22 protein-coding genes are annotated in these 17163 nt (G+C 54.4%); 20 read left to right on the forward strand and 2 right to left on the reverse strand.

The window, feature by feature from the left end; all coding sequences use genetic code 11:
- Window positions 1–81: 81 nt before the first annotated feature.
- The 13 genes from F0M17_RS02375 to F0M17_RS02430 all read left to right on the forward strand — a co-directional run bounded on the left by F0M17_RS02375 (window position 82) and on the right by F0M17_RS02430 (window position 11541).
- Window positions 82–531, forward strand: coding sequence for a Gp19/Gp15/Gp42 family protein (locus tag F0M17_RS02375; protein ID WP_149596302.1), 450 nt, complete (start codon window positions 82–84; stop codon window positions 529–531).
- A complete protein-coding gene (locus F0M17_RS02380) occupies window positions 522–851 on the forward strand; it encodes a hypothetical protein (RefSeq protein ID WP_149596303.1) in 330 nt (109 codons plus the stop codon). Before F0M17_RS02375 ends, F0M17_RS02380 begins: the two co-directional genes overlap by 10 nt.
- Window positions 852–889: 38 nt before the next feature.
- Entirely contained in the window at window positions 890–1159 is a 270-nt protein-coding gene (locus tag F0M17_RS02385) for a hypothetical protein (RefSeq protein ID WP_149596304.1), read from the forward strand.
- Entirely contained in the window at window positions 1152–1544 is a 393-nt protein-coding gene (locus F0M17_RS02390) for a hypothetical protein (protein ID WP_149596305.1), read from the forward strand. The genes F0M17_RS02385 and F0M17_RS02390 overlap by 8 nt, the downstream gene beginning before the upstream one ends.
- Window positions 1545–1604: 60 nt before the next feature.
- Entirely contained in the window at window positions 1605–2267 is a 663-nt protein-coding gene (locus F0M17_RS02395; RefSeq protein WP_149596306.1) for a hypothetical protein, read from the forward strand.
- A gap of 77 nt (window positions 2268–2344) precedes the next feature.
- The gene (locus F0M17_RS17745) at window positions 2345–2470 is read left to right on the forward strand and encodes a hypothetical protein (protein WP_256370191.1); all 126 of its coding nucleotides are present in this window, start codon (window positions 2345–2347) and stop codon (window positions 2468–2470) included.
- A 31-nt stretch (window positions 2471–2501) separates the two neighbouring features.
- Complete coding sequence (locus F0M17_RS02400) at window positions 2502–2843, forward strand: hypothetical protein (RefSeq protein WP_149596307.1); 342 nt, start codon at window positions 2502–2504, stop codon at window positions 2841–2843.
- 59 nt (window positions 2844–2902) lie between these two features.
- Window positions 2903–3289 (forward strand): hypothetical protein, encoded by a 387-nt coding sequence (locus F0M17_RS02405; RefSeq protein ID WP_149596308.1) that lies wholly within the window; start codon window positions 2903–2905, stop codon window positions 3287–3289.
- A gap of 64 nt (window positions 3290–3353) precedes the next feature.
- Entirely contained in the window at window positions 3354–6293 is a 2940-nt protein-coding gene (locus F0M17_RS02410) for a peptidoglycan DD-metalloendopeptidase family protein (protein ID WP_149596309.1), read from the forward strand.
- A 9-nt stretch (window positions 6294–6302) separates the two neighbouring features.
- Window positions 6303–7226 (forward strand): hypothetical protein, encoded by a 924-nt coding sequence (locus F0M17_RS02415; protein WP_210416687.1) that lies wholly within the window; start codon window positions 6303–6305, stop codon window positions 7224–7226.
- Between the two features lie 3 nt (window positions 7227–7229).
- Complete coding sequence (locus F0M17_RS02420) at window positions 7230–8345, forward strand: hypothetical protein (protein ID WP_149596311.1); 1116 nt, start codon at window positions 7230–7232, stop codon at window positions 8343–8345.
- The gene (locus F0M17_RS02425; protein ID WP_149596312.1) at window positions 8345–9298 is read left to right on the forward strand and encodes a hypothetical protein; all 954 of its coding nucleotides are present in this window, start codon (window positions 8345–8347) and stop codon (window positions 9296–9298) included. The genes F0M17_RS02420 and F0M17_RS02425 overlap by 1 nt, the downstream gene beginning before the upstream one ends.
- A gap of 71 nt (window positions 9299–9369) precedes the next feature.
- Window positions 9370–11541: a right-handed parallel beta-helix repeat-containing protein gene (locus F0M17_RS02430; protein WP_149596313.1), complete on the forward strand. Its 2172-nt coding sequence runs from the start codon at window positions 9370–9372 to the stop codon at window positions 11539–11541.
- A gap of 93 nt (window positions 11542–11634) precedes the next feature.
- Here the strand turns inward: F0M17_RS02430 and F0M17_RS02435 are convergent, their stop codons facing one another.
- Entirely contained in the window at window positions 11635–13155 is a 1521-nt protein-coding gene (locus F0M17_RS02435; protein ID WP_149596314.1) for a glycosyltransferase, read from the reverse strand.
- 253 nt (window positions 13156–13408) lie between these two features.
- On the opposite strand from F0M17_RS02435, the gene F0M17_RS02440 reads away from it, so the two are divergent.
- The 7 genes from F0M17_RS02440 to F0M17_RS17360 all read left to right on the forward strand — a co-directional run bounded on the left by F0M17_RS02440 (window position 13409) and on the right by F0M17_RS17360 (window position 15890).
- Entirely contained in the window at window positions 13409–13687 is a 279-nt protein-coding gene (locus F0M17_RS02440) for a hypothetical protein (protein WP_149596315.1), read from the forward strand.
- Complete coding sequence (locus tag F0M17_RS02445) at window positions 13684–13887, forward strand: hypothetical protein (RefSeq protein WP_149596316.1); 204 nt, start codon at window positions 13684–13686, stop codon at window positions 13885–13887. The genes F0M17_RS02440 and F0M17_RS02445 overlap by 4 nt, the downstream gene beginning before the upstream one ends.
- Window positions 13884–14204 carry a hypothetical protein gene (locus tag F0M17_RS02450; protein WP_149596317.1) on the forward strand — a complete coding sequence of 107 codons (321 nt, stop codon included), beginning with the start codon at window positions 13884–13886 and terminating at the stop codon, window positions 14202–14204. The genes F0M17_RS02445 and F0M17_RS02450 overlap by 4 nt, the downstream gene beginning before the upstream one ends.
- Before the next feature lie 42 nt (window positions 14205–14246).
- The gene (locus F0M17_RS02455; RefSeq protein ID WP_149596318.1) at window positions 14247–15113 is read left to right on the forward strand and encodes a M15 family metallopeptidase; all 867 of its coding nucleotides are present in this window, start codon (window positions 14247–14249) and stop codon (window positions 15111–15113) included.
- Entirely contained in the window at window positions 15114–15314 is a 201-nt protein-coding gene (locus tag F0M17_RS02460) for a hypothetical protein (protein WP_149596319.1), read from the forward strand. It abuts the gene before it with no gap.
- Between the two features lie 188 nt (window positions 15315–15502).
- Window positions 15503–15730 carry a hypothetical protein gene (locus F0M17_RS17575; protein ID WP_210416688.1) on the forward strand — a complete coding sequence of 76 codons (228 nt, stop codon included), beginning with the start codon at window positions 15503–15505 and terminating at the stop codon, window positions 15728–15730.
- Between the two features lie 10 nt (window positions 15731–15740).
- Complete coding sequence (locus tag F0M17_RS17360; RefSeq protein WP_168201929.1) at window positions 15741–15890, forward strand: hypothetical protein; 150 nt, start codon at window positions 15741–15743, stop codon at window positions 15888–15890.
- 47 nt (window positions 15891–15937) lie between these two features.
- Here the strand turns inward: F0M17_RS17360 and F0M17_RS02470 are convergent, their stop codons facing one another.
- The gene (locus tag F0M17_RS02470; RefSeq protein WP_149596321.1) at window positions 15938–17074 is read right to left on the reverse strand and encodes a site-specific integrase; all 1137 of its coding nucleotides are present in this window, start codon (window positions 17072–17074) and stop codon (window positions 15938–15940) included.
- Window positions 17075–17163: the final 89 nt, after the last annotated feature.

A 17163-nucleotide genomic window follows, 5' to 3' on the forward strand; every position in this document is an offset into this window, starting at 1 on the left:
TGTTGTTGATCCTGTTGAGGATGAACCTACACCGACACGCAAGAGTCGTTCCCGTAAATCTGGTTAGGTTGGTGGTGAGCCGTGGCTTGGACTACTGCTGAGGACGTTCTGAATGCGTGGATTGGTGACGGCGCGCCAACTGATCTGACAAAAGTTGATACTTGGATTGGTATGGCTGAGCGTCTTATCCGACGTGAGGTTCCTGATTTGCAGAGCCGCCTTGATGTTGAGGCGGAGTTGGTGCCACCTGTTACTGATCTGCTGGACACGGTGCGTGACATTGTTATCTCGATGGTCACTCGCGTGTTCCGTAATCCTGATGGCCGGCGCTCCATTCAGCAAACTACTGGCGCGTTTTCCGAGTCAACTACTTTTGGTGGCGATACGCCTGGCGGTTTGATTCTGACTGATGACGAACTGTCTGCTTTGCAAGGGAACAAGTCTGGACAGCGTGCGTTCATGGTTGACATGATCCCGTCTTCGTCCTCGTATAGCCAGCATTATCAGCGTGGTGGTTGGCAATGGGTATAGTTTCTCGTTTCCCTGCTTATTGGCGTGTTGATGTTGTGGTTATTCGTGGTGGTGGGCGTGATGATCGTGGTGATCCGTTGCCGGTGGTTGAGTTGCCGGTTGCGGGTTGTCTGATTGGTCCGCGTTCCACTTCGGAGCCTGTTGATCGTGCTGATCTGGTGGATGCTTCGGCGGTTCTTTACCGTGACCCTCAGCCGTCTTTCGTTTTTCTTTCGACTGATCGTGTTCGTACTCCTGATGGGGTTGAGTGGATGGTTGATGGTGATCCGAAAGTATGGCCGATGGGTGTCGAGGTTCCATTGAGGCGAGGTGCTGCATAGTGGCTTTGCATAAGGTTCCTGGGTCTAAGGGCAAGTACATGGCTGATGATCGTGGGCTACGCGAACTTGGTCAGTCGTCGGCGTTGGGTGATCTTGCTTTGCAGGCTGCTCAGCGTGGTGCTGCTCTTGGCCGGCAGTATGACCCGAAGGGGGAGTACACGGCGGAGAAGCGCACGGTGAAGGCTGGTTGGAAGCATGAGGATCGTGCTGGTGCTGCCGTTGTTCAGGTGAAGCCGGGGTCTGGTGATGCTATTCGCCGTATGGTGATGGTTGACGTGCTGATGGGGATGGAGTCTGGTCGTGGCTGAGGTTCTTGTTTTCCCTGATAGCGTGCAGGCTGTTTTGGATCTGATTGATTCGAAGGTGTTCGCTGGCAAGCAGGTTCGCGCTGGAACTTACTTGCCGTTGACCTCATTCGACAGTGAGCCGTTCGCGCTGGTCATTGGTGAGGGTGGGCCACCGGGTTATGTGGATCAGGTTGAGCGTGTGCGCATCCAAATCTATGGGCCGTATAACGATCCGCTTGATATTGCTAAGTCGATGCGTGCCCAGCTGGTGGGCGACAACATTGATACGCCGGCGGGGTTCATCGACAATATCAAAGCTGATCAGGTTCCCACGCAGATCCCGTATCACGAGACGGTGAGCATGGCGACGCTCATGCTGTCGGTCACTTCTAGGCCGATTCTCTAACTACTAAACATTCATTCTTTGGTCACCCTTGGGTGGCCTTTCCTATTTAAGGAGCCTATTTTGGCAACTGTAGAAGAGATCCGGCAGAACGCGGATCATCGTTCAATGGTGCGCAAGATCCAGAAGGCGTATGCTTTTCTGCTTCCGACTACCGCACCGCTTCCGACTAGTTTGTATACCACTGGTTCGCTGACTGATTTCAGTGCTACTCCGGGCGCTATCAGTGTTGGTTTGGTGTCTCCTGATGGTTGGACTTTCGCCCGTGAGATCGAGACTGAGGACATCAACGCCCTCGGTTACGGCTCTCCGGTCCGCACTGACATCACGACCGTCCCACGTTCGGTGACCGTGACTGCGCTTGAGTCGAACCGCAAGGAAATTCAGGAGCTCAAGTACGGCACCGTCATCACTGAGACTCAGGATGCCGCTACGGGTGAGGTTGTGTTCGATGAGCCTGACCTGCCGAACTCCAAGGAATACCGCCTCATCGTTGTTGGTGCTGACGGCCCAGCGGATGAGGAATGGATCATGGGTAAGGGTTTCCCTGCTGTGAAGCTGACCGGCACTGGTGAAGAAGTTTGGGGGCAGGAGGGCGCGGTTTCTCAGGAGCTGACCTTCTCAGTCTTCAGCGATGACGAGACTGGCGCACCTGTCCGCCATTATCTCGGCGGCACTGGTGCTGTGAAGTACAAGGACGTTTTGGGTTACACCCAGGCTGTCTAACACATTTTTGGGTGCGCCATTTCCCCCGGAGTGGCGCACCCATTCTTTATCCGGGGCACTGACTTAGGAGTCTAATCATGGCAACTCTTACTAAGGGTGACTTGAAGGTCACCACCAAGCTTCCTTCTGAGATTACGGCGTTGAAGTCGCAGGGCTTCAAGCTGGTTGATGAAGCTAAGCCTGCTGCACCTGCCAAGAAGTAACTAAACAACAACACATCCGGGGGAACACCAAATGACTGATTCACCAAAGATTGATCTTGTCCTGTCCGACCTTGAGAAGGAGATCCGCAAGCCGGAACCCTTCACCGTTGTTCTATCGAAGAACAAGCGGATCACGTTCAAGGACCCGTTTGGGTTCAAGCTGTCTGAGCGTCAGCGGATCATGGACCTGTATGAGGCTTCTCAGCGTGGTGACGCTGATGATCTGGACTTGTTGAAGGAGATCCTGTCTGAGGCGGACTTCAAGAAGTATCGGGACGAGGATCTTCCTATCCGCACGCACGAGGCTTTGACTAAGCGGGTAATGGCTCACTTCCAGGGTTCGTTGGGTGATGCGGGAAAAGGCAACGCCTAGCCGGTCTCCTGAGCCGGTTCAAGGCTGAGATCCGCGCCGACCTCCTAGAGGTATACCGTGTGGACTTGGCGCAGTGGGTGGCGGACGGACGCTGGGAAGCTCTGCTAGAGCTGATTGACCAGTTGCCGTCCGCTTCCCGACTGAATGAGGCGATTGCTCAGGATGATGAGGCGGCGGATGAGCTGGTGAAGTTCAGTGATCAGGATGATGCTGAGCGTCCTGCTTGGTCGCCTCGGGTTGCGGAGTTCAACCTTTCGAATATGTTGCTGGTGTCTTTGATCAATGAGATCAAGCTTCTTTCGCAGACGGTGATTGCTTCTGGTGGGGGTAAGCCTAAGCAGGTTAAGCCGTTCCCGACTCCGAAGACGGCTATTGATCGGGCGCGTGAGCGTCAGGATTTGAACTTGTTCCGCGAGATGCAGTCAATGTTCGGGTTCGGTAAGTAACTAAATATTCTGTGAGGCCACTCCTTATCGGGGTGGCTTTCTTGCGTTCCACGGAGGTCCCCATATGGCTGTAATCGGAATCGCCGAAATCGCTGTGACACCTTCATTCAAGGGACTGCAACGCGAAACTGGCAAGGAGATCAGCGGACTAGGTGACTCCGCGCCAGTAAAGCAAGCTGGCGGGCGAGTAGGTCAAGCCCTAAAGGGTGCAGCTGTTGCCGGTCTTGCTGGTGGCGCGGTTGCTATTGGTACTGCGCTGACTAAGGGCTTCGGCAGACTCAAGTCCATTGAGCAGGCGCAGGCAACGCTAACCGGGTTGGGGCATTCGGCGCAGTCGGTTGAGCAGATCATGCAGAACACTAACGCCGCCGTGAAGGGCACTGCCTTTGGTCTGGGTGACGCTGCGACTGTTGCCGCGCAGTTGGTCGCTTCCGGTATCAAGCCGGGACAGGACTTGCAGAAGACGCTAACTCTTGTTGGTGACTCGGCAACGATCGCCGGTGTAGGCATCGACCAGATGGGCGCAATCTTCGCTAAGGCGGCGGCGTCTAACAAAGTCCAAATGGACATCATTGGCCAGTTGCATGACGCTGGTGTGCCGGCGTTGCAGCTGATCGCTAAGGAGATGGGTGTCACTGCTGAGGAAGCGGCTGAGATGGCTTCTAGCGGTGCCGTTGATTTCGCGGTCTTCGAACGAGCTATGACTCAGGGCATGGGTGGCGCTGCTCAGGAATCGGGCAAGACGCTCTCTGGTGCCTTTGATAACTCGATGGCTGCGGTTGGTCGTTTTGGTGCGAACCTCATTCAGGATATTTACCCGCAGGTGACGTCGTTCTTCAACGCCTTCCAGGGTTGGATGGGGCCGGTTGAGGAGCTGGGCAAGGTCATTGGCCAGCAGTTGGGTGGCGCGCTCCGAAACTTCACTACTTGGGTTACTGAGAACAAGGACGCGATCCTTGGTTTTGTTCCGGTGTTGGCTACTGCTGCTGGTGGTTTGGCGACCTACTTCGCGATTACTAAGACGATGGCTGCGTTCAAGGCGATTCAGGCTTGGTATGCGGCGACGACGGTGGCGCAGAAGGGTTTGAACGCTGCGATGCGGGCTAATCCTATCGGTTTGATTATCACTGCGATCACTTTGTTGGTTGGTGCGCTTGTTTGGCTGTACAACAACAATGAGACGGCGCGGAAGATTATTGATGCGGCGTGGACTGGCATTAAGAATGCGGTGAAGTTTGCGTGGGAGCGCGTGATCAAGCCGGCGTTTGATGCGATCGGCCGGTTCGTGAAAAACGTGCTGGCTCCGGCGTTCGTTTGGTTCCGGGACAGTGTTATCAAACCGGTGTGGCAGTGGATTCGTGAAGCGATTTCCAATCACTGGAACGCGTGGATCAAACCAGTGTTCAACGCGATCAAGTTCTTCTTGACGAATGTTCTTGGTCCTGCGTTCAAGTGGTTGTATGAGAAAGTTATCCGCCCTGTATGGAACTTCATCGGCACCATTATCCGGGGTGCGTGGAATAACGTTATCAAGCCGATCTTCAATACGATCAAGGGGTTCTTGGAGAACACCTTGGGGCCGGCGTTCAGGTGGCTGAAGGATAACGTTATTGATCCTGTTTGGAATGGGATCAAGACGATTATCCGTAACGTGTGGACGAATGGTATCAAACCGATTTTCGACACGATCATGCAAGTCCTGAAGGGTGACTTCAAGGGCGCTTTCCAAACGGCTAAGGATGCGATTGACCGGATTTGGAAGGGTGTCGCGAACGTTGTCCGCAAGCCGATCAACTTCGTCATCGGCACCGTGTATAACGACGGTATCCGCAAGGTGTTCAACAAGGTTGCAGGCATTGTCGGCATCAACAAGCTAGATGCCGCTAACGAGATCCCGGCGTTCGCCAAGGGTGGCTTGCATAAGGGTGGCTGGGCTCTGGTCGGTGAAGAAGGGCCTGAGCTGGTTAATTTCGCTAACCCTGGTCGCATTTACACGGCTTCGGAGACTCAGGCGATGCTTGCTGGTCAGTCTCAGGCTCCTGCGGGCGCTTTTGACGGGTTGAACGCTGCCGGGGTGCTGTCTCCTGCTCACGCGGGAATTGGTGGCTTCTGGGGGAACTTGGGCGAGGGTATCAAGACTGCTGCTCGCAAGGTTGGCGACACGATGAAGAAGGGTTTGGATTGGGTGCGTGGCGGTCTGGCTAAGGCTGCCGAGTGGGTGCTCAATCCTCTCCTGGACAATCTTGGTGGTGATCTTGGTTCGCAGGGTTTCGGTGGTATGGCTTCCGGGCTGGCGAAGAAGGCTATTGAGGGTGCAATTTCGTGGTTGAAGGGTGAGGATAGTCAGGCTTCATCTGATGGTGGGGCGATGTTCTATGACGGGCCTTTGGGTTCGTTCGCGAAGCCTGCTAATGGTCCGATTACTTCCGGGTTTGGTGCTTCGCGTGGGCGTTACCCTCACGCTGGTATTGACTTCGCGGTTGGTATCGGTAGCGCTGTTCGGGCGATGCTGAATGGTGTTGTCCGCAAGATCGGCTGGAATGCTGTTGCTGGGCGTACTGGTAAGGGCATGGTTGTTGATCACGCGAACGGGCTGTCGTCGTACTACGGCCACCTGAGTGGCTGGGGTAAGAAGCCAGGCGACGAGGTGAAGGCCGGCGAGCGCATCGCTTCTTCGGGTAATACTGGTCGGTCTACTGGCCCTCACTTGCATGCGGAGTTGTGGAATGGTGGTAAGCCGTTCAACTTCATGTCGTATCTGTATGACAGTGGTGGTGTGTTGCCGACTGGTCTTAGCTCGATCGTGAATGCGTCCGGTAAACCAGAAGCTATATTGTCGAACAGTCAGTGGGATTCTATGGCGAAGCTTGCAAACCATGTTGCCAGCGGGCTGAGTGGTGGAGACAAATACTACTTGGGCAATGTTGGGTATGACCCTAATGAAATATTCGAAGCGGCTGAAAAGCGTAAGCGTCGTGCGAATACTTTGGCGGGTATTTTCTAGGAGGTACTGGTGCTTGGTTTAGTTTATGCAGTTCCATCCATGCCGCCTCCGATAACCTCTAGCTTCCGTTCACGCGTGAAAATTGTGTGGACGGGAGCTAATGGGGACGCGTTTGACCTGACGAACTGGCGGCAGGGTGTGTTCATTAAGCAGGATGGCATTGAGGGCCTCGGTTCTCCTGAGCGTCAAGATTGGGTTTCTGCTCTGTCGCCTTTCGTCCATGGCCAGGAATATCGTGGGCATACGGTTATAGCGCGAGAGATTTTCTTGCCTATCTACTTGTATGCCGATGGAGCGTCTCAGGCTTGGCATGATATGGACGCTCGGTTCTGGGCCACACTCAAGCCCGGAGAGCTGGGTACGTTGAGTGTTGAGACTCCGGGTGGCGTTAGGACGATTAGCGCCCGGTTCAAGGCTGTTGATGGCGCTATGCAACGTGACCCGTTTTATTTCGGGTGGGCTCACTACGGCATAACGCTGGTTGCTGATGATCCGTTCTGGTATGGGGAACCTGTTAGTCGTGCTTGGGCTCAGCCTGAGACGAAACTCTTTTTCCATAAGGTGACTGGTGAGCAGTTGTTCAATATTAACTCTGGTTCGGTTTTGTCTTCGGCGTCATTTACGAATGCCGGCGATGTTGAGGCGTGGCCGGTGTGGGAAGTTGAGGGTCCGTTTACTCAGATTGCTTTGGGAGTGGGGGCTCGGCAGGTGTCGTATGTTGCGTCGGTTGGTGCTGGTTCGAAGTTTGTTTTAGATAGTGACCCTCGCGATCAGACGGCGTTGGTCAACGGTGTTGATGTGACTGGCGATCTTGGTGATTATGGTTTCACGCCGATCCCTTCTGGCAAGTCGATGCCGTTGAATTTGTCCATGGCGGGCACTGGAACGGTTCACGCGACGATTGTTCCGCGCTTCTATCGGGCTTGGGGGTAATGCATGCTTGGCGATGACCTGCAAATTCTCGTGTATGACAAGAATATGGTTCGTCAAGGTTCTCTTGGCGGTGCTTCGTCGGTTGAGTTTTTCCCGGTGGCGAATGGTGTGGGGCAGGCCCTTGTGACGATTGCTCCACATCGGCCTAGGGTGGCTGATGCGATGCAGGCGGGCGCTCGTCTTGTGATTGATGTGCCGGGTGTTATTCGGTTTAGTGGCCCTGTGGTGAGTGCGCAGGGCGCTGGGCCGGGTGACGCTTCTATCACGCTCACCGTGAAGTCTGATGCTCGGATTCTCTGGGATTGGTTGGCATGGCCTAACCCTGCTGCGCCTATTGGTTCGCAGGGGCAGGCTTATGCGAAGTATTCGGGTAGTGCGGAGAAGATTTTGAAAGATGTTCTCAACGCTAACAAGGGGCGCTTCCCGGAGGTCTTGTCTGTTGCACCTAATTTGAATCGTGGGAATGTGATTCCTGGTGGGGTTCAGTTCCGGTGGCATCCTATTGCGGACCGGCTAATGACCCCGTTTGAGCAGGCTGGTTTGATCGTGGACGTTGCTCAGTATGATTCGCAGATTGTTGTTGATGTGCGTGAGCAGCAGACGGTGCGGAAGCCTTTGTCTGTCCTGTCGGGCAACCTTACGAAGTGGTCTTGGTCGAATGCTGGTCCGACTGTGACGCGGGTTGTTGCTGGTGGGCAGGGCGTGGGCGATCTGCGCACAGCATTACAGACTATCGATACGGCTCTTGAGTCGTCTTATAAGTGGGCGGTGGAGAGTTTTGTTGATGCGAGAGATACGGACGATCCTGCCGAGATTAGCGGTCGGATGGCCGAAGTTCTAGAGGATGGCGCACCTAAATTTGGGTTGACTGCTGAGCTGGTGCAGTCGGAATCGTTCAGGTATGGCCAGCATTATCAGGTGGGCGACAAGATCACGGTTGATGTTGATGGCCTCATGATCACTGACATTCTTCGTGAAGCACCGTTTCGCTGGTCGCATGATGAAGGCCTACAAATTTCTCCTGCTGTCGGCGAGCGCAGTGACGACCCGGATCTTGTTCTTGCTAAGCGTGTTCGGGCAATCCAAAAGGTCACCACAAATTTGAAAGTGAGTCAGTAATGGCAATTGTTTCTATTGGCTATGACGGCACTGTTGATGAAACACAGTGGGCGCAGATGGTGTCTAAGGTTGGGGTGTCTGAGTATGGCGTGGATCGTGCTGGGGATTTCGCCACGTCTATTATTGCCGGTGATCGCGCCGTAGCGGTGGCTCCGGGCACTGCGTGGGGTATGGGTGTTCTTGACGTGTCAGATAGTGCGGTGAGTGTTCTTCTGGATTCGGTCACCACCGGCTCTCGGTGGGATCTGATCGTTTTGCGTCGAGACTGGACCCCGCCTGGCGGTTCGACCGTTGTTGCGGTGGTGAAGGGGAGCTCTGCTAAGCAAATTCCTTCTGGCCGAAATATGGGGACTCCTGGCGTGTTGGATGATCAGCCACTCGCATTGGTTCGCGTGATGGCAGGATCTACCGCAGTTCAGGAGATCGTTGATCTTCGAGTGTGGTCACGTAACGGTGGGATGCTCTTTGCTAAGCATGACCTTGTACGGTCTTACACTGGCGCGATCGGCACGGAAGTCAACGTGGACGGTATCTTATGGCAGCGTACGGTCGGCGTGAATAGTACGGCTGTTTGGCAGAGAGTAGGCACGGTTTCGGACTCTGGTTGGGTTCGAACCACTTCAGGTTTCGCGCCTAACTTTGGCGGATCGGGTTCTTACATGGTCTACCGGGTAAAGAACGGTATGTGTCAATTCCGTGTCCGCTTCAGTGTGAAGAGCGGAACTGTCGATAACCCGTCAAATGGCAATATCGAAAACACGAAGATCGCTACAGCCCCAGTGCCATCCCGACCAGCTGATGACTGGATGCCGCTATCTAGCGGAGTCGTTGGCCCGGTGGCCTCCGGGACGATCAGCCCTAATGGTGACGTAACCCTCACAGCCGTCGCACCCGGTGAAGAAATTAAAGCGGGCCGAGAGTACAGCTTAGGCGGCATGTACTTCGTGGACTAATCGTTGTTTCCAAACTCAAAACACTTTTTAGAGACTCCAATATGGGGTCTCTTTTCATTTAAGGAGACCCCATGACATTCCCTTACCCGGGGCTTTTTGCGATTGACCCTACGGATACGCAGAATGTTGCGGCCAATTCTGAGCTGACTATTTTCGATCCTGCCGACCCGAATCGTGCACCTATTTCTCTGACCGACTCTGAGGGCCTACAAGTTGACAACCCGATGGCCACGAATGATAAAGGTTTCATCGGCGTGTTCTACGCTGAACTTGATGAGGTCGGGTGGACTGCTGCTGGCTTGGTTGGTGTGGTGCAGTCCTTCCAAGGGATCAAACAGCAGGCGCTCACTGCTTCTGAGGATGCTAGCGCTTCAGCGCTCTCCGCGACCGTGGCACGTGCCGACGCTCAGGATGCGGCAGCAGCTGCACAGCAGGCCGCCAGTTTAGTTGAGGCGCCTGCTGATGAGGTGGTCGCTACTCTCGTGCAGGGTGACACGCTCACCCAAACCGCTGGTGACGCACGTTGGGTGACTAATGAGGGTGTTGACAACACAGTCAGCGTCCTTTTCAATGCACCAGATTCAGCTGTACAGGTCGCAGCAGATAACCGCTACACCAAGCGCGGAGAGCTGACAGTTAATGTAGCTGACTTCGGTGCCAAAGGTGACGGCACGGACGAAACCGCGAAGTTCCAGGCTGCACTCGACCATATTGGTGACCTTGGTGGTGGAGAACTTTTCGTCCCGCTCCCAACTTTCGGCCAGCCGTACAGGGTCGGAAAATTCTATTTCCCACGAAACCTGAAGTTCCGATCTGCGCCTGGCGTGGTCTATCAGCGCATTGGCTTGTCGTGGGGTGGGGTGAACACGCCACAGGACGGAACCAGCCCACTCGCCAACACTAACGACCCCTACTCGGGCTACGGGAACATCACCATCGAAGGAGGCACCTGGGACGGCAGTGTCCAAACCGAGGCCTACACGCCCGGCGGATACAACTGCTTCTACTTCATCGCCGCAAGAAACATCACATTCAGAGATGTCACAGTAAAAGACGTGGTCACAAACCACTGCCTAGATATCAACGGTGTTGAGGGTTTGAGTGTCCAAAGGTGCCAATTCAGGGGCTTCATCGACGGAACCGCCGACCAATCCAGGGGATACACCGAAGCAATCCAGATCGGCCCATCCGACGATGACAACATCTCCTGGGGCGCAGATATCAACGGTGCTGCATCCCGAAACATCACGATCAGCGACAAATGCTTCTTCGGCGCTTCGGGCACACCTGGAACTCAGGCATACCCGGCTGGCGTAGGAAACCACGGTGCAATCAACCGCTCACGAGGACTGCTAACCGGTGGCATCAACATCACCGATTGCGACTTCGACGGATGCACATTCATGGGCATATCCGTGTACACGTGGGAAAACGTCACGATCAGGGACAACCGATTCAACCGATGCCAGCTCGGAATCCGGGCCAACAACTTCACCTCAGCTAAGGCATGGGACACGACGTTGCGTGACTGGGTGACAGCACCAACACGCGAAAATCCAGCAGACCTGACAATCTGTGACAACACCTTCACCAACACTGTGACCACAGATATTAGTGTGCTAGGGACAACCAGATCAGGCGTTGACGGCGCATGGGGGTGGATTAGCGACGTCAAGATCACCGGAAACACGCGTGTGCGAACCGATGCTGGGCGCACACCAAACGAGTTCATCCGCGTCATGCTCAGCAAGAGAGTCATCGTAGAGCACAATATTGGCGGGCAAGCCATACACGGGATCACCATTGCAGCCTCGCAAGACGTGATTGTGTCAAGGAATCACATTCGGGACACAGCCCAGTATGGTGTTCGTGCTGACAACAGCAGTTCGGTTGATGTTTTCCCTGCCTCGAATGTCCACGTCGAAAACAACTCTATTATCGACGCCGGAACCCACGGGATCGGAGTTAATGCGACTCTCGGATTCGAAATTATTTCTAATAAGGTGATCAATCCGTGCCGTCTAGCTTCAGCGACTGGCATCCTGTTCTCCGGTTCCGACGCAGGTCTGGTTTCTTCGAACAGTGTTGCGGCGGACAGTTTGCCGTTCGCTATCACTGGTGTTGGTGGCTCAGGCTCGACCAACACGAGGGTTACTTTGGACAACCGGATCGAGGGCGTAACAACCCGTCTAGCAGCACTGACCGGTACCGGAACCTCCTACGGCAACATCCAGTACACGTAGAAATAGTGGGGTCGAGATTCATGATCGCGGCCTCACTATTTGGTAGTTGTCACGCCACCGGTTTGGTAATGACTTGCCGGGGCGGGACCTACCTTATAGCAGGCCTGTTACCCCGATCTTTTCGAATAAGTACGACCATTCAGAGATCAGGCGTTCTTCAGAGAATCGTTGGATGACCTTCTTCGCGGTGTCGCTCATATTCTCTCGCACTGAATCGTTCGATAGGAGGAACGAACATGAATCGGCCAATTCAGAGATGTTGCCCGGAGCAACAATGAATCCGTCAACACCATTTTGGATAATATCTAACGGACCATATTTGAAACCGTAGGCTACTGGAACGCACCCCTGAGACATGGCCTCAATCATTGAGAGGCAAAATCCTTCATACTTCGACGGTACGAATGCAACAGCCGCTCCCGCGAAAACTGAGGCGGCATCTTTCGTGAAGCCCATTATGCGGGCTGATTCGGAAATGCCCAAATCAGCTATCTCTTTGCGGATAGAATCTTCGGTCTGTCCACGCCCGTATATTTCCAGACTAGCCATCGGATGGCGCTCAAGGATTCTTTTGAATGCCTTGAGCGCATCCGAGTGGCCCTTGCCATCATCGAACCGTCCAACAAGAACAATCTTGTTGGGGTCCCGCACAGTATCCAACTCTACCTTTGGTACATGGTGAGGGATAACATGCACATTATCCAACGCGCCGAACTGTTTTTCCAAGTCCAGCTTCTGCTCGTTAGTTAGTACAACCAGAGACGGAAGATCACGAATGCCAGAAATGAATTCTCGTTGGTCTTGCCTGATGGGGCTGCCATAGGTGTAGGGTGCACCAAGATGGCTTGAGTGGAACGTATAGACAACGTTCGCGCCCAAGTCTTCAGCTAATGAGTTTAGAACTTTCTTCCGCTTGCCGTATTCAGATATAAGAGTCGGTTTCACCGCAGACGCAAAGACGAAAGATCGGAGCCAATAATTGTACAGATCGTCGTATGAATTAAAATGATTGGTCGATTTGTCACGTCCAATCAGCCTGTACCTCGGAGACCCGTTGACCGATTCCTCTAAGTACACCCGGCCATGCAGGTCCATATACTGAATCTTGTACGGCTTGTTTCTCGCGTCCATGAGTTCGATTTTGCAAGGCCGCCCCAGCTCGTCGTACCAAGTTCGGTTTACTCGGATTTGCCCTTCATTCACCAGATGGTCTATGAAGCTTACGTTCGTTTCTGAACGCATCCAAGTGAAGTGTTGGTAATCGCCTTCGAGGTACCCTCGCCATACTTCTGGCCTGGTTGAATCCTGTACATACTCCCACCCTGGGGCTTCGTCATTTCTAGGTGTGACGTAGTCCAGGGGCGCGCTGAGCGGTTTCCTACCCGCAAGATCCAAGTGCATCGATCTAATTTCGATCATCCCACCGCTGAGTTGACCGTCGGCTTTCAAGCCTGCAACATGACGATCTATGTCCGGGATGAACTGGTCGATAAGGATTATCGATTTGGTCCCAACTTTAGCGAAAGCTTGAGCGCGACGAAGCACTGACATAGCAAGTCCTGTTGGTTGGTCAGGAAGGGGGCCAAACATGGCGATATGAACCTCGGGTAGCATGCCTAGATCTTCTCATGATCAATCAGCATGAGGAAATCAATTACTAGATAACGTCTGGCGGGCCGGCAGGCTCAGTCGCGGGGACTCAGACTCTCTAGCGGTTAGGGTTCTACGGGGCATCGCAAACAAGATCGAATAGTTACATATGGCCTCCACCTATAGGGGTGGGGGCATTTGTTGTATCAGAAACCCTTAGGAGGTTTCATGCCTACACAATGTTTTCAGCCGTCCCGTAACCCGCCCTGGGTGCGCCATGGTTGAGCAGATACCTTGGGCGGCGATAGGTGCACTCACCCCGTCAGGCATGCTCATGCTCGCCGTGTGGTTGATCCTTTCAGGCAAGCTCGTGCCTAAAGCAACCCTAGACCGGGAAACAACTCGTGGCGACCAGTGGCGAGACACCGCCGCGAAAAAGCAAGAAATCATCCAGGTTCAAGCTGAAACTATCCGGGATCAAGCAGTCATCTCGGAAACCGTCGCCAAGGTCATGGCAGCAGTTCAGGACGCTAACCGGGCTGGTGAGTCCACATGATCTTCTGGAAGCGACATAAGCAGGCAGGCAACGACGCTGAAGAAGCATTGGCAGCGAAGATCGAAGCTGACATTGAGCTTGCCGCAGTCAGGGAGATGCAACGCGAAGTGGCTCAGCAGTCGGAGAAGCTACGCGAAATCAACCGGCAAAATCATTTCAGCGAGGGGCTTACACGCTCGTTCAGGGGGAAGCCAGCATGACAGTTCAACCAACCACAGCAATCCTCATGGCGATAGTTCTGGTGGAAACGGTGATTGTGATGTTCGGGTGGAACTGGATCACTAAGGGCGCTTGGACTGATTTCCCTGCCGGCCGTGTGCTCATGGCTTTGCTCGGTGTGCAGTCAGCGATCCTCCTGCTGGCTACCTTGTCTGGGTTCTTCCCGGCATTCCCTGGCAGACCGTACATCTACCTCGGACTGTATTCGATCCTCATCTTCGTTGTGGGGTGGCTCGGGTGCACGATCATCCGAGAACAACGCAAGCACCGAGACCAACAGAAACACGACAAGGACTAGCAAAACTGCTAGTCCATTTTTTATGCCCGAAAGGTGGCAAGCATGGCTCTAACTCGCCTCGGCTGGGACGTACTCGAACCCAGCTCTAACCGACTCAAATCCCTACCCTGGATCACCGGCAAAGTCCGCTCCGGTGACGCTTACACGATCCTCAACGAGCTTGGCCGGCGCTTCAACAGCGAGGTGGAGAAGATCCGCAAGGACTGGTCTTGGGGTTACGCCAAGCGTCCTGTGCGTGGCGCGTCCGTAGCGTCTGAGCACTCTGCTGGCACTGCTGTGGACTTCAACGCACCCGCGCATGGTCTCGGCTTGTCTGGCACATTCTCCGGCGCACAGGTGCGTTCTATCCGCCGTATCCTGGCGGATCTTGACGGTGCTGTGCGTTGGGGTGGTGACTACGCCGGCCGCAAGGATGAAATGCACTTCGAGCTACAGGGTGGCGTGAAGAAGCTTGCATCTGTCGCCGCGAAGATCAACGGCGGAACCATTACCCCCGTTGCATCAAAGCCAAAGCCCAAGCCTAAGCCAACCAAGGATAAGTCTGGTGCGTGGCCTGAGAAACCACTCAAGGTCACTGACAAGCACACCGTCCAGTCCGATGCGGCATGGCGCGAACTCATGAAAGCCATCGGCTACAAGGACAAGGATCTTGGTCTAGCTCTTCAGAAGTGGCTATCGAAACTGGAAGACCCACGCACCGGGCGAGGCTACTACGACACCAAGCGGTTCAAGCTCGACGGTGACTTCAGCAACGAGTCAATCAAGGCTCTGCAGCGCAAGCTCTACGACACCAAGGGCGACGATGGTAAGCGCCTCTACAACGGCAAAGCAGACGGCAAACGGCAGGCAATGACAGTCAACGCCGAAATTGGATACCTGAATCTCAAAGCAAACCGAGGAGTGAAGTAAATGGCATCTCGTACTGTAGGACCAGTTACCGGCGCGGCAGCAGGAGCGGCGGCGCTAACCACGATTATTTTCTGGGTCCTCACCGGATTCGGAATTGACGCACCCGGCGAAGTGCAGGGCGCTGTAACCACTCTGCTGGTTATCATCGCCGGCTGGCTCGTACCCGCCAAGGACGAACCCGGCAAACATGTAGCTGAATAGACGAATTGACCCCGCTCATATCGAGCGGGGTCTCTTCCTCGTTAAGGCACAATAAAGTTATGACTGACCGTGACCCGCGTTTCGAGCGTATGCAACGTTATGAGCCAGGGCGCAGACCATACGTGCAAGTAACCGGCCCAGACCTCGGAAAATACCATGCGAGGGTTATTGGTTGGATACCCGGCCAAGTGTTCATCGAATACCCACTCAAGATCCGCGACTACGTGACCACAGGCCAACTCGACGTCGCATGGGTACCCACCGCCGCCGCCATACGCATCCGACGCACGGACAGTATCTGGTTATCCACCGAAGACGACCACGACTGGCACGAACACGAAGACCAGAAAATCAAATACCGGGCAGACCCATGGACCGTCTACCAACAAGAAGAAACCGGCACCACAACCGACTAGAATTCGCCTTATGGAAGTCATTGTCACCTACGAGCAAGACGGCGAACACGGTCGAGTGTCCGTCAACCATGCCGACTACTACACCGCCCGCGACGAAGCATTCAAACTAGTCCCAGAAGGCGCACAACGACTCAACATCCGAGTCAACTACGACCAATAAACAAACCCCGCAGAGAGATTCTGCGGGGTTCATTTTTGTTTAAGTGGCTAGTCCAGCGAGTCCGCCGCCTCGGCATCAGCATCGTTGCGCAGGTGCCCGTAGGTTCCAATCGTTGTAGTGATCGACTCATGACCAAGGCGCTCCTGTATCCGCATGAAGTCGTTTCCGGCGTCGATCAGCATTGACGCGTGAGTGTGCCTAAGGTCGTGCGGGGTAGGTCGCGCATGGAGCACTGGACGCTTGCCGCGCTCCGCTTTTACCAACGGGGCGACTGCTGGTGCCCAGATGATCCGAGAGAAGTAAGAGCTGGTGATCTGCGTGCCAGTTGACGGGACGGTGAAGATTAGGTTGTCGCCTTCAATGCTGTCCAGCCATGGCCTGAAGCGTTCTGCTGCGCTCTTGCTAAGCGTGATGTTGCGAGTGCCCTTGTTGGTTTTCGGTGCGCCCAACGGCTGTCCAACTTCTTTTCCGGCGTGCCGCTTCCAGGCTTCGCGCACGGAGATGATCAGCCGGCCTCTGCGCTCAGTGATATGACTGGGGCGCAATGCGGTGATTTCACCGAACCTCATCCCGGTGTAAACCTTCAGATCCACCATACGCCGATACACCTCATCTGGCATTGCGTCTATGAGAGCTTGAATCTCGTGCTTCTCTAGGAATACGGGGTCACGGGTTTTCTTGACGGACTTGGGGGAGCGTACACCCTCAGCAACGTTGGCTTTGACACGTGGCTTGTCCTGACGTAGCTCGGTGCGGATCGCGGCTGATAGGAGCGCATGAACGTTCTTCTTAGTCTTGGGCGATCTATCTAGCTCATCGAACCATGTGCGCACTTGGCTGGTGGTGAGAACGTCGATAGGTGTTTCCCCAATACCTGTACCGGTGAAGTAGATCCTGAGCATTCCTCGGTAAGTCTGCACTGTTCCTGGCTCTACCTCACCGCCCAGATGATCGATATGGTATTGCACTAGTTCACGCACAGTTGGCGCGGTGGACAACGACCTTAGCTTCGCTTGCTGCGCGATGTTCATGCTGTTGTTGTTCGCGTCTAAGAAGCTCTTGAGGTCTTTAGCTTTTTCTTCATCGTTGCGATAGGTGCGCTGCTGAAGTGTTCCGTCTGGTTCTCGCCAGACAACTCGGTAGCTATATCCGTGTTTGAGCGGTCGTTTCTGTATTGTCGCCACTTCTACCCCTGTCCTCGGCTGTCCGATCCTTAAGGCAACAGATCCGGGATTTAAGGCAACAAGCCAAAATTAGGTAAGAAAAAACCCCG

It is taken from the genome of Glutamicibacter sp. ZJUTW (assembly GCF_008370855.1).
Classification (GTDB): domain Bacteria; phylum Actinomycetota; class Actinomycetes; order Actinomycetales; family Micrococcaceae; genus Glutamicibacter; species Glutamicibacter nicotianae.

Coding starts and splice junctions, on each gene's coding strand:
- F0M17_RS02430 (WP_149596313.1), top strand. CDS start 9,370: ATGACATTCCCTTACCCGGGGCTTTTTGCGATTGACCCTACGGATACG.
- F0M17_RS02455 (WP_149596318.1), top strand. CDS start 14,247: ATGGCTCTAACTCGCCTCGGCTGGGACGTACTCGAACCCAGCTCTAAC.
- F0M17_RS02440 (WP_149596315.1), top strand. CDS start 13,409: ATGGTTGAGCAGATACCTTGGGCGGCGATAGGTGCACTCACCCCGTCA.
- F0M17_RS02385 (WP_149596304.1), top strand. CDS start 890: ATGGCTGATGATCGTGGGCTACGCGAACTTGGTCAGTCGTCGGCGTTG.
- F0M17_RS02460 (WP_149596319.1), top strand. CDS start 15,114: ATGGCATCTCGTACTGTAGGACCAGTTACCGGCGCGGCAGCAGGAGCG.
- F0M17_RS17745 (WP_256370191.1), top strand. CDS start 2,345: ATGGCAACTCTTACTAAGGGTGACTTGAAGGTCACCACCAAGCTTCCT.
- F0M17_RS02450 (WP_149596317.1), top strand. CDS start 13,884: ATGACAGTTCAACCAACCACAGCAATCCTCATGGCGATAGTTCTGGTG.
- F0M17_RS02410 (WP_149596309.1), top strand. CDS start 3,354: ATGGCTGTAATCGGAATCGCCGAAATCGCTGTGACACCTTCATTCAAG.
- F0M17_RS02425 (WP_149596312.1), top strand. CDS start 8,345: ATGGCAATTGTTTCTATTGGCTATGACGGCACTGTTGATGAAACACAG.
- F0M17_RS02435 (WP_149596314.1), bottom strand. CDS start 13,155: ATGCTACCCGAGGTTCATATCGCCATGTTTGGCCCCCTTCCTGACCAA.
- F0M17_RS02400 (WP_149596307.1), top strand. CDS start 2,502: ATGACTGATTCACCAAAGATTGATCTTGTCCTGTCCGACCTTGAGAAG.
- F0M17_RS02380 (WP_149596303.1), top strand. CDS start 522: ATGGGTATAGTTTCTCGTTTCCCTGCTTATTGGCGTGTTGATGTTGTG.
- F0M17_RS02420 (WP_149596311.1), top strand. CDS start 7,230: ATGCTTGGCGATGACCTGCAAATTCTCGTGTATGACAAGAATATGGTT.
- F0M17_RS02445 (WP_149596316.1), top strand. CDS start 13,684: ATGATCTTCTGGAAGCGACATAAGCAGGCAGGCAACGACGCTGAAGAA.
- F0M17_RS17360 (WP_168201929.1), top strand. CDS start 15,741: ATGGAAGTCATTGTCACCTACGAGCAAGACGGCGAACACGGTCGAGTG.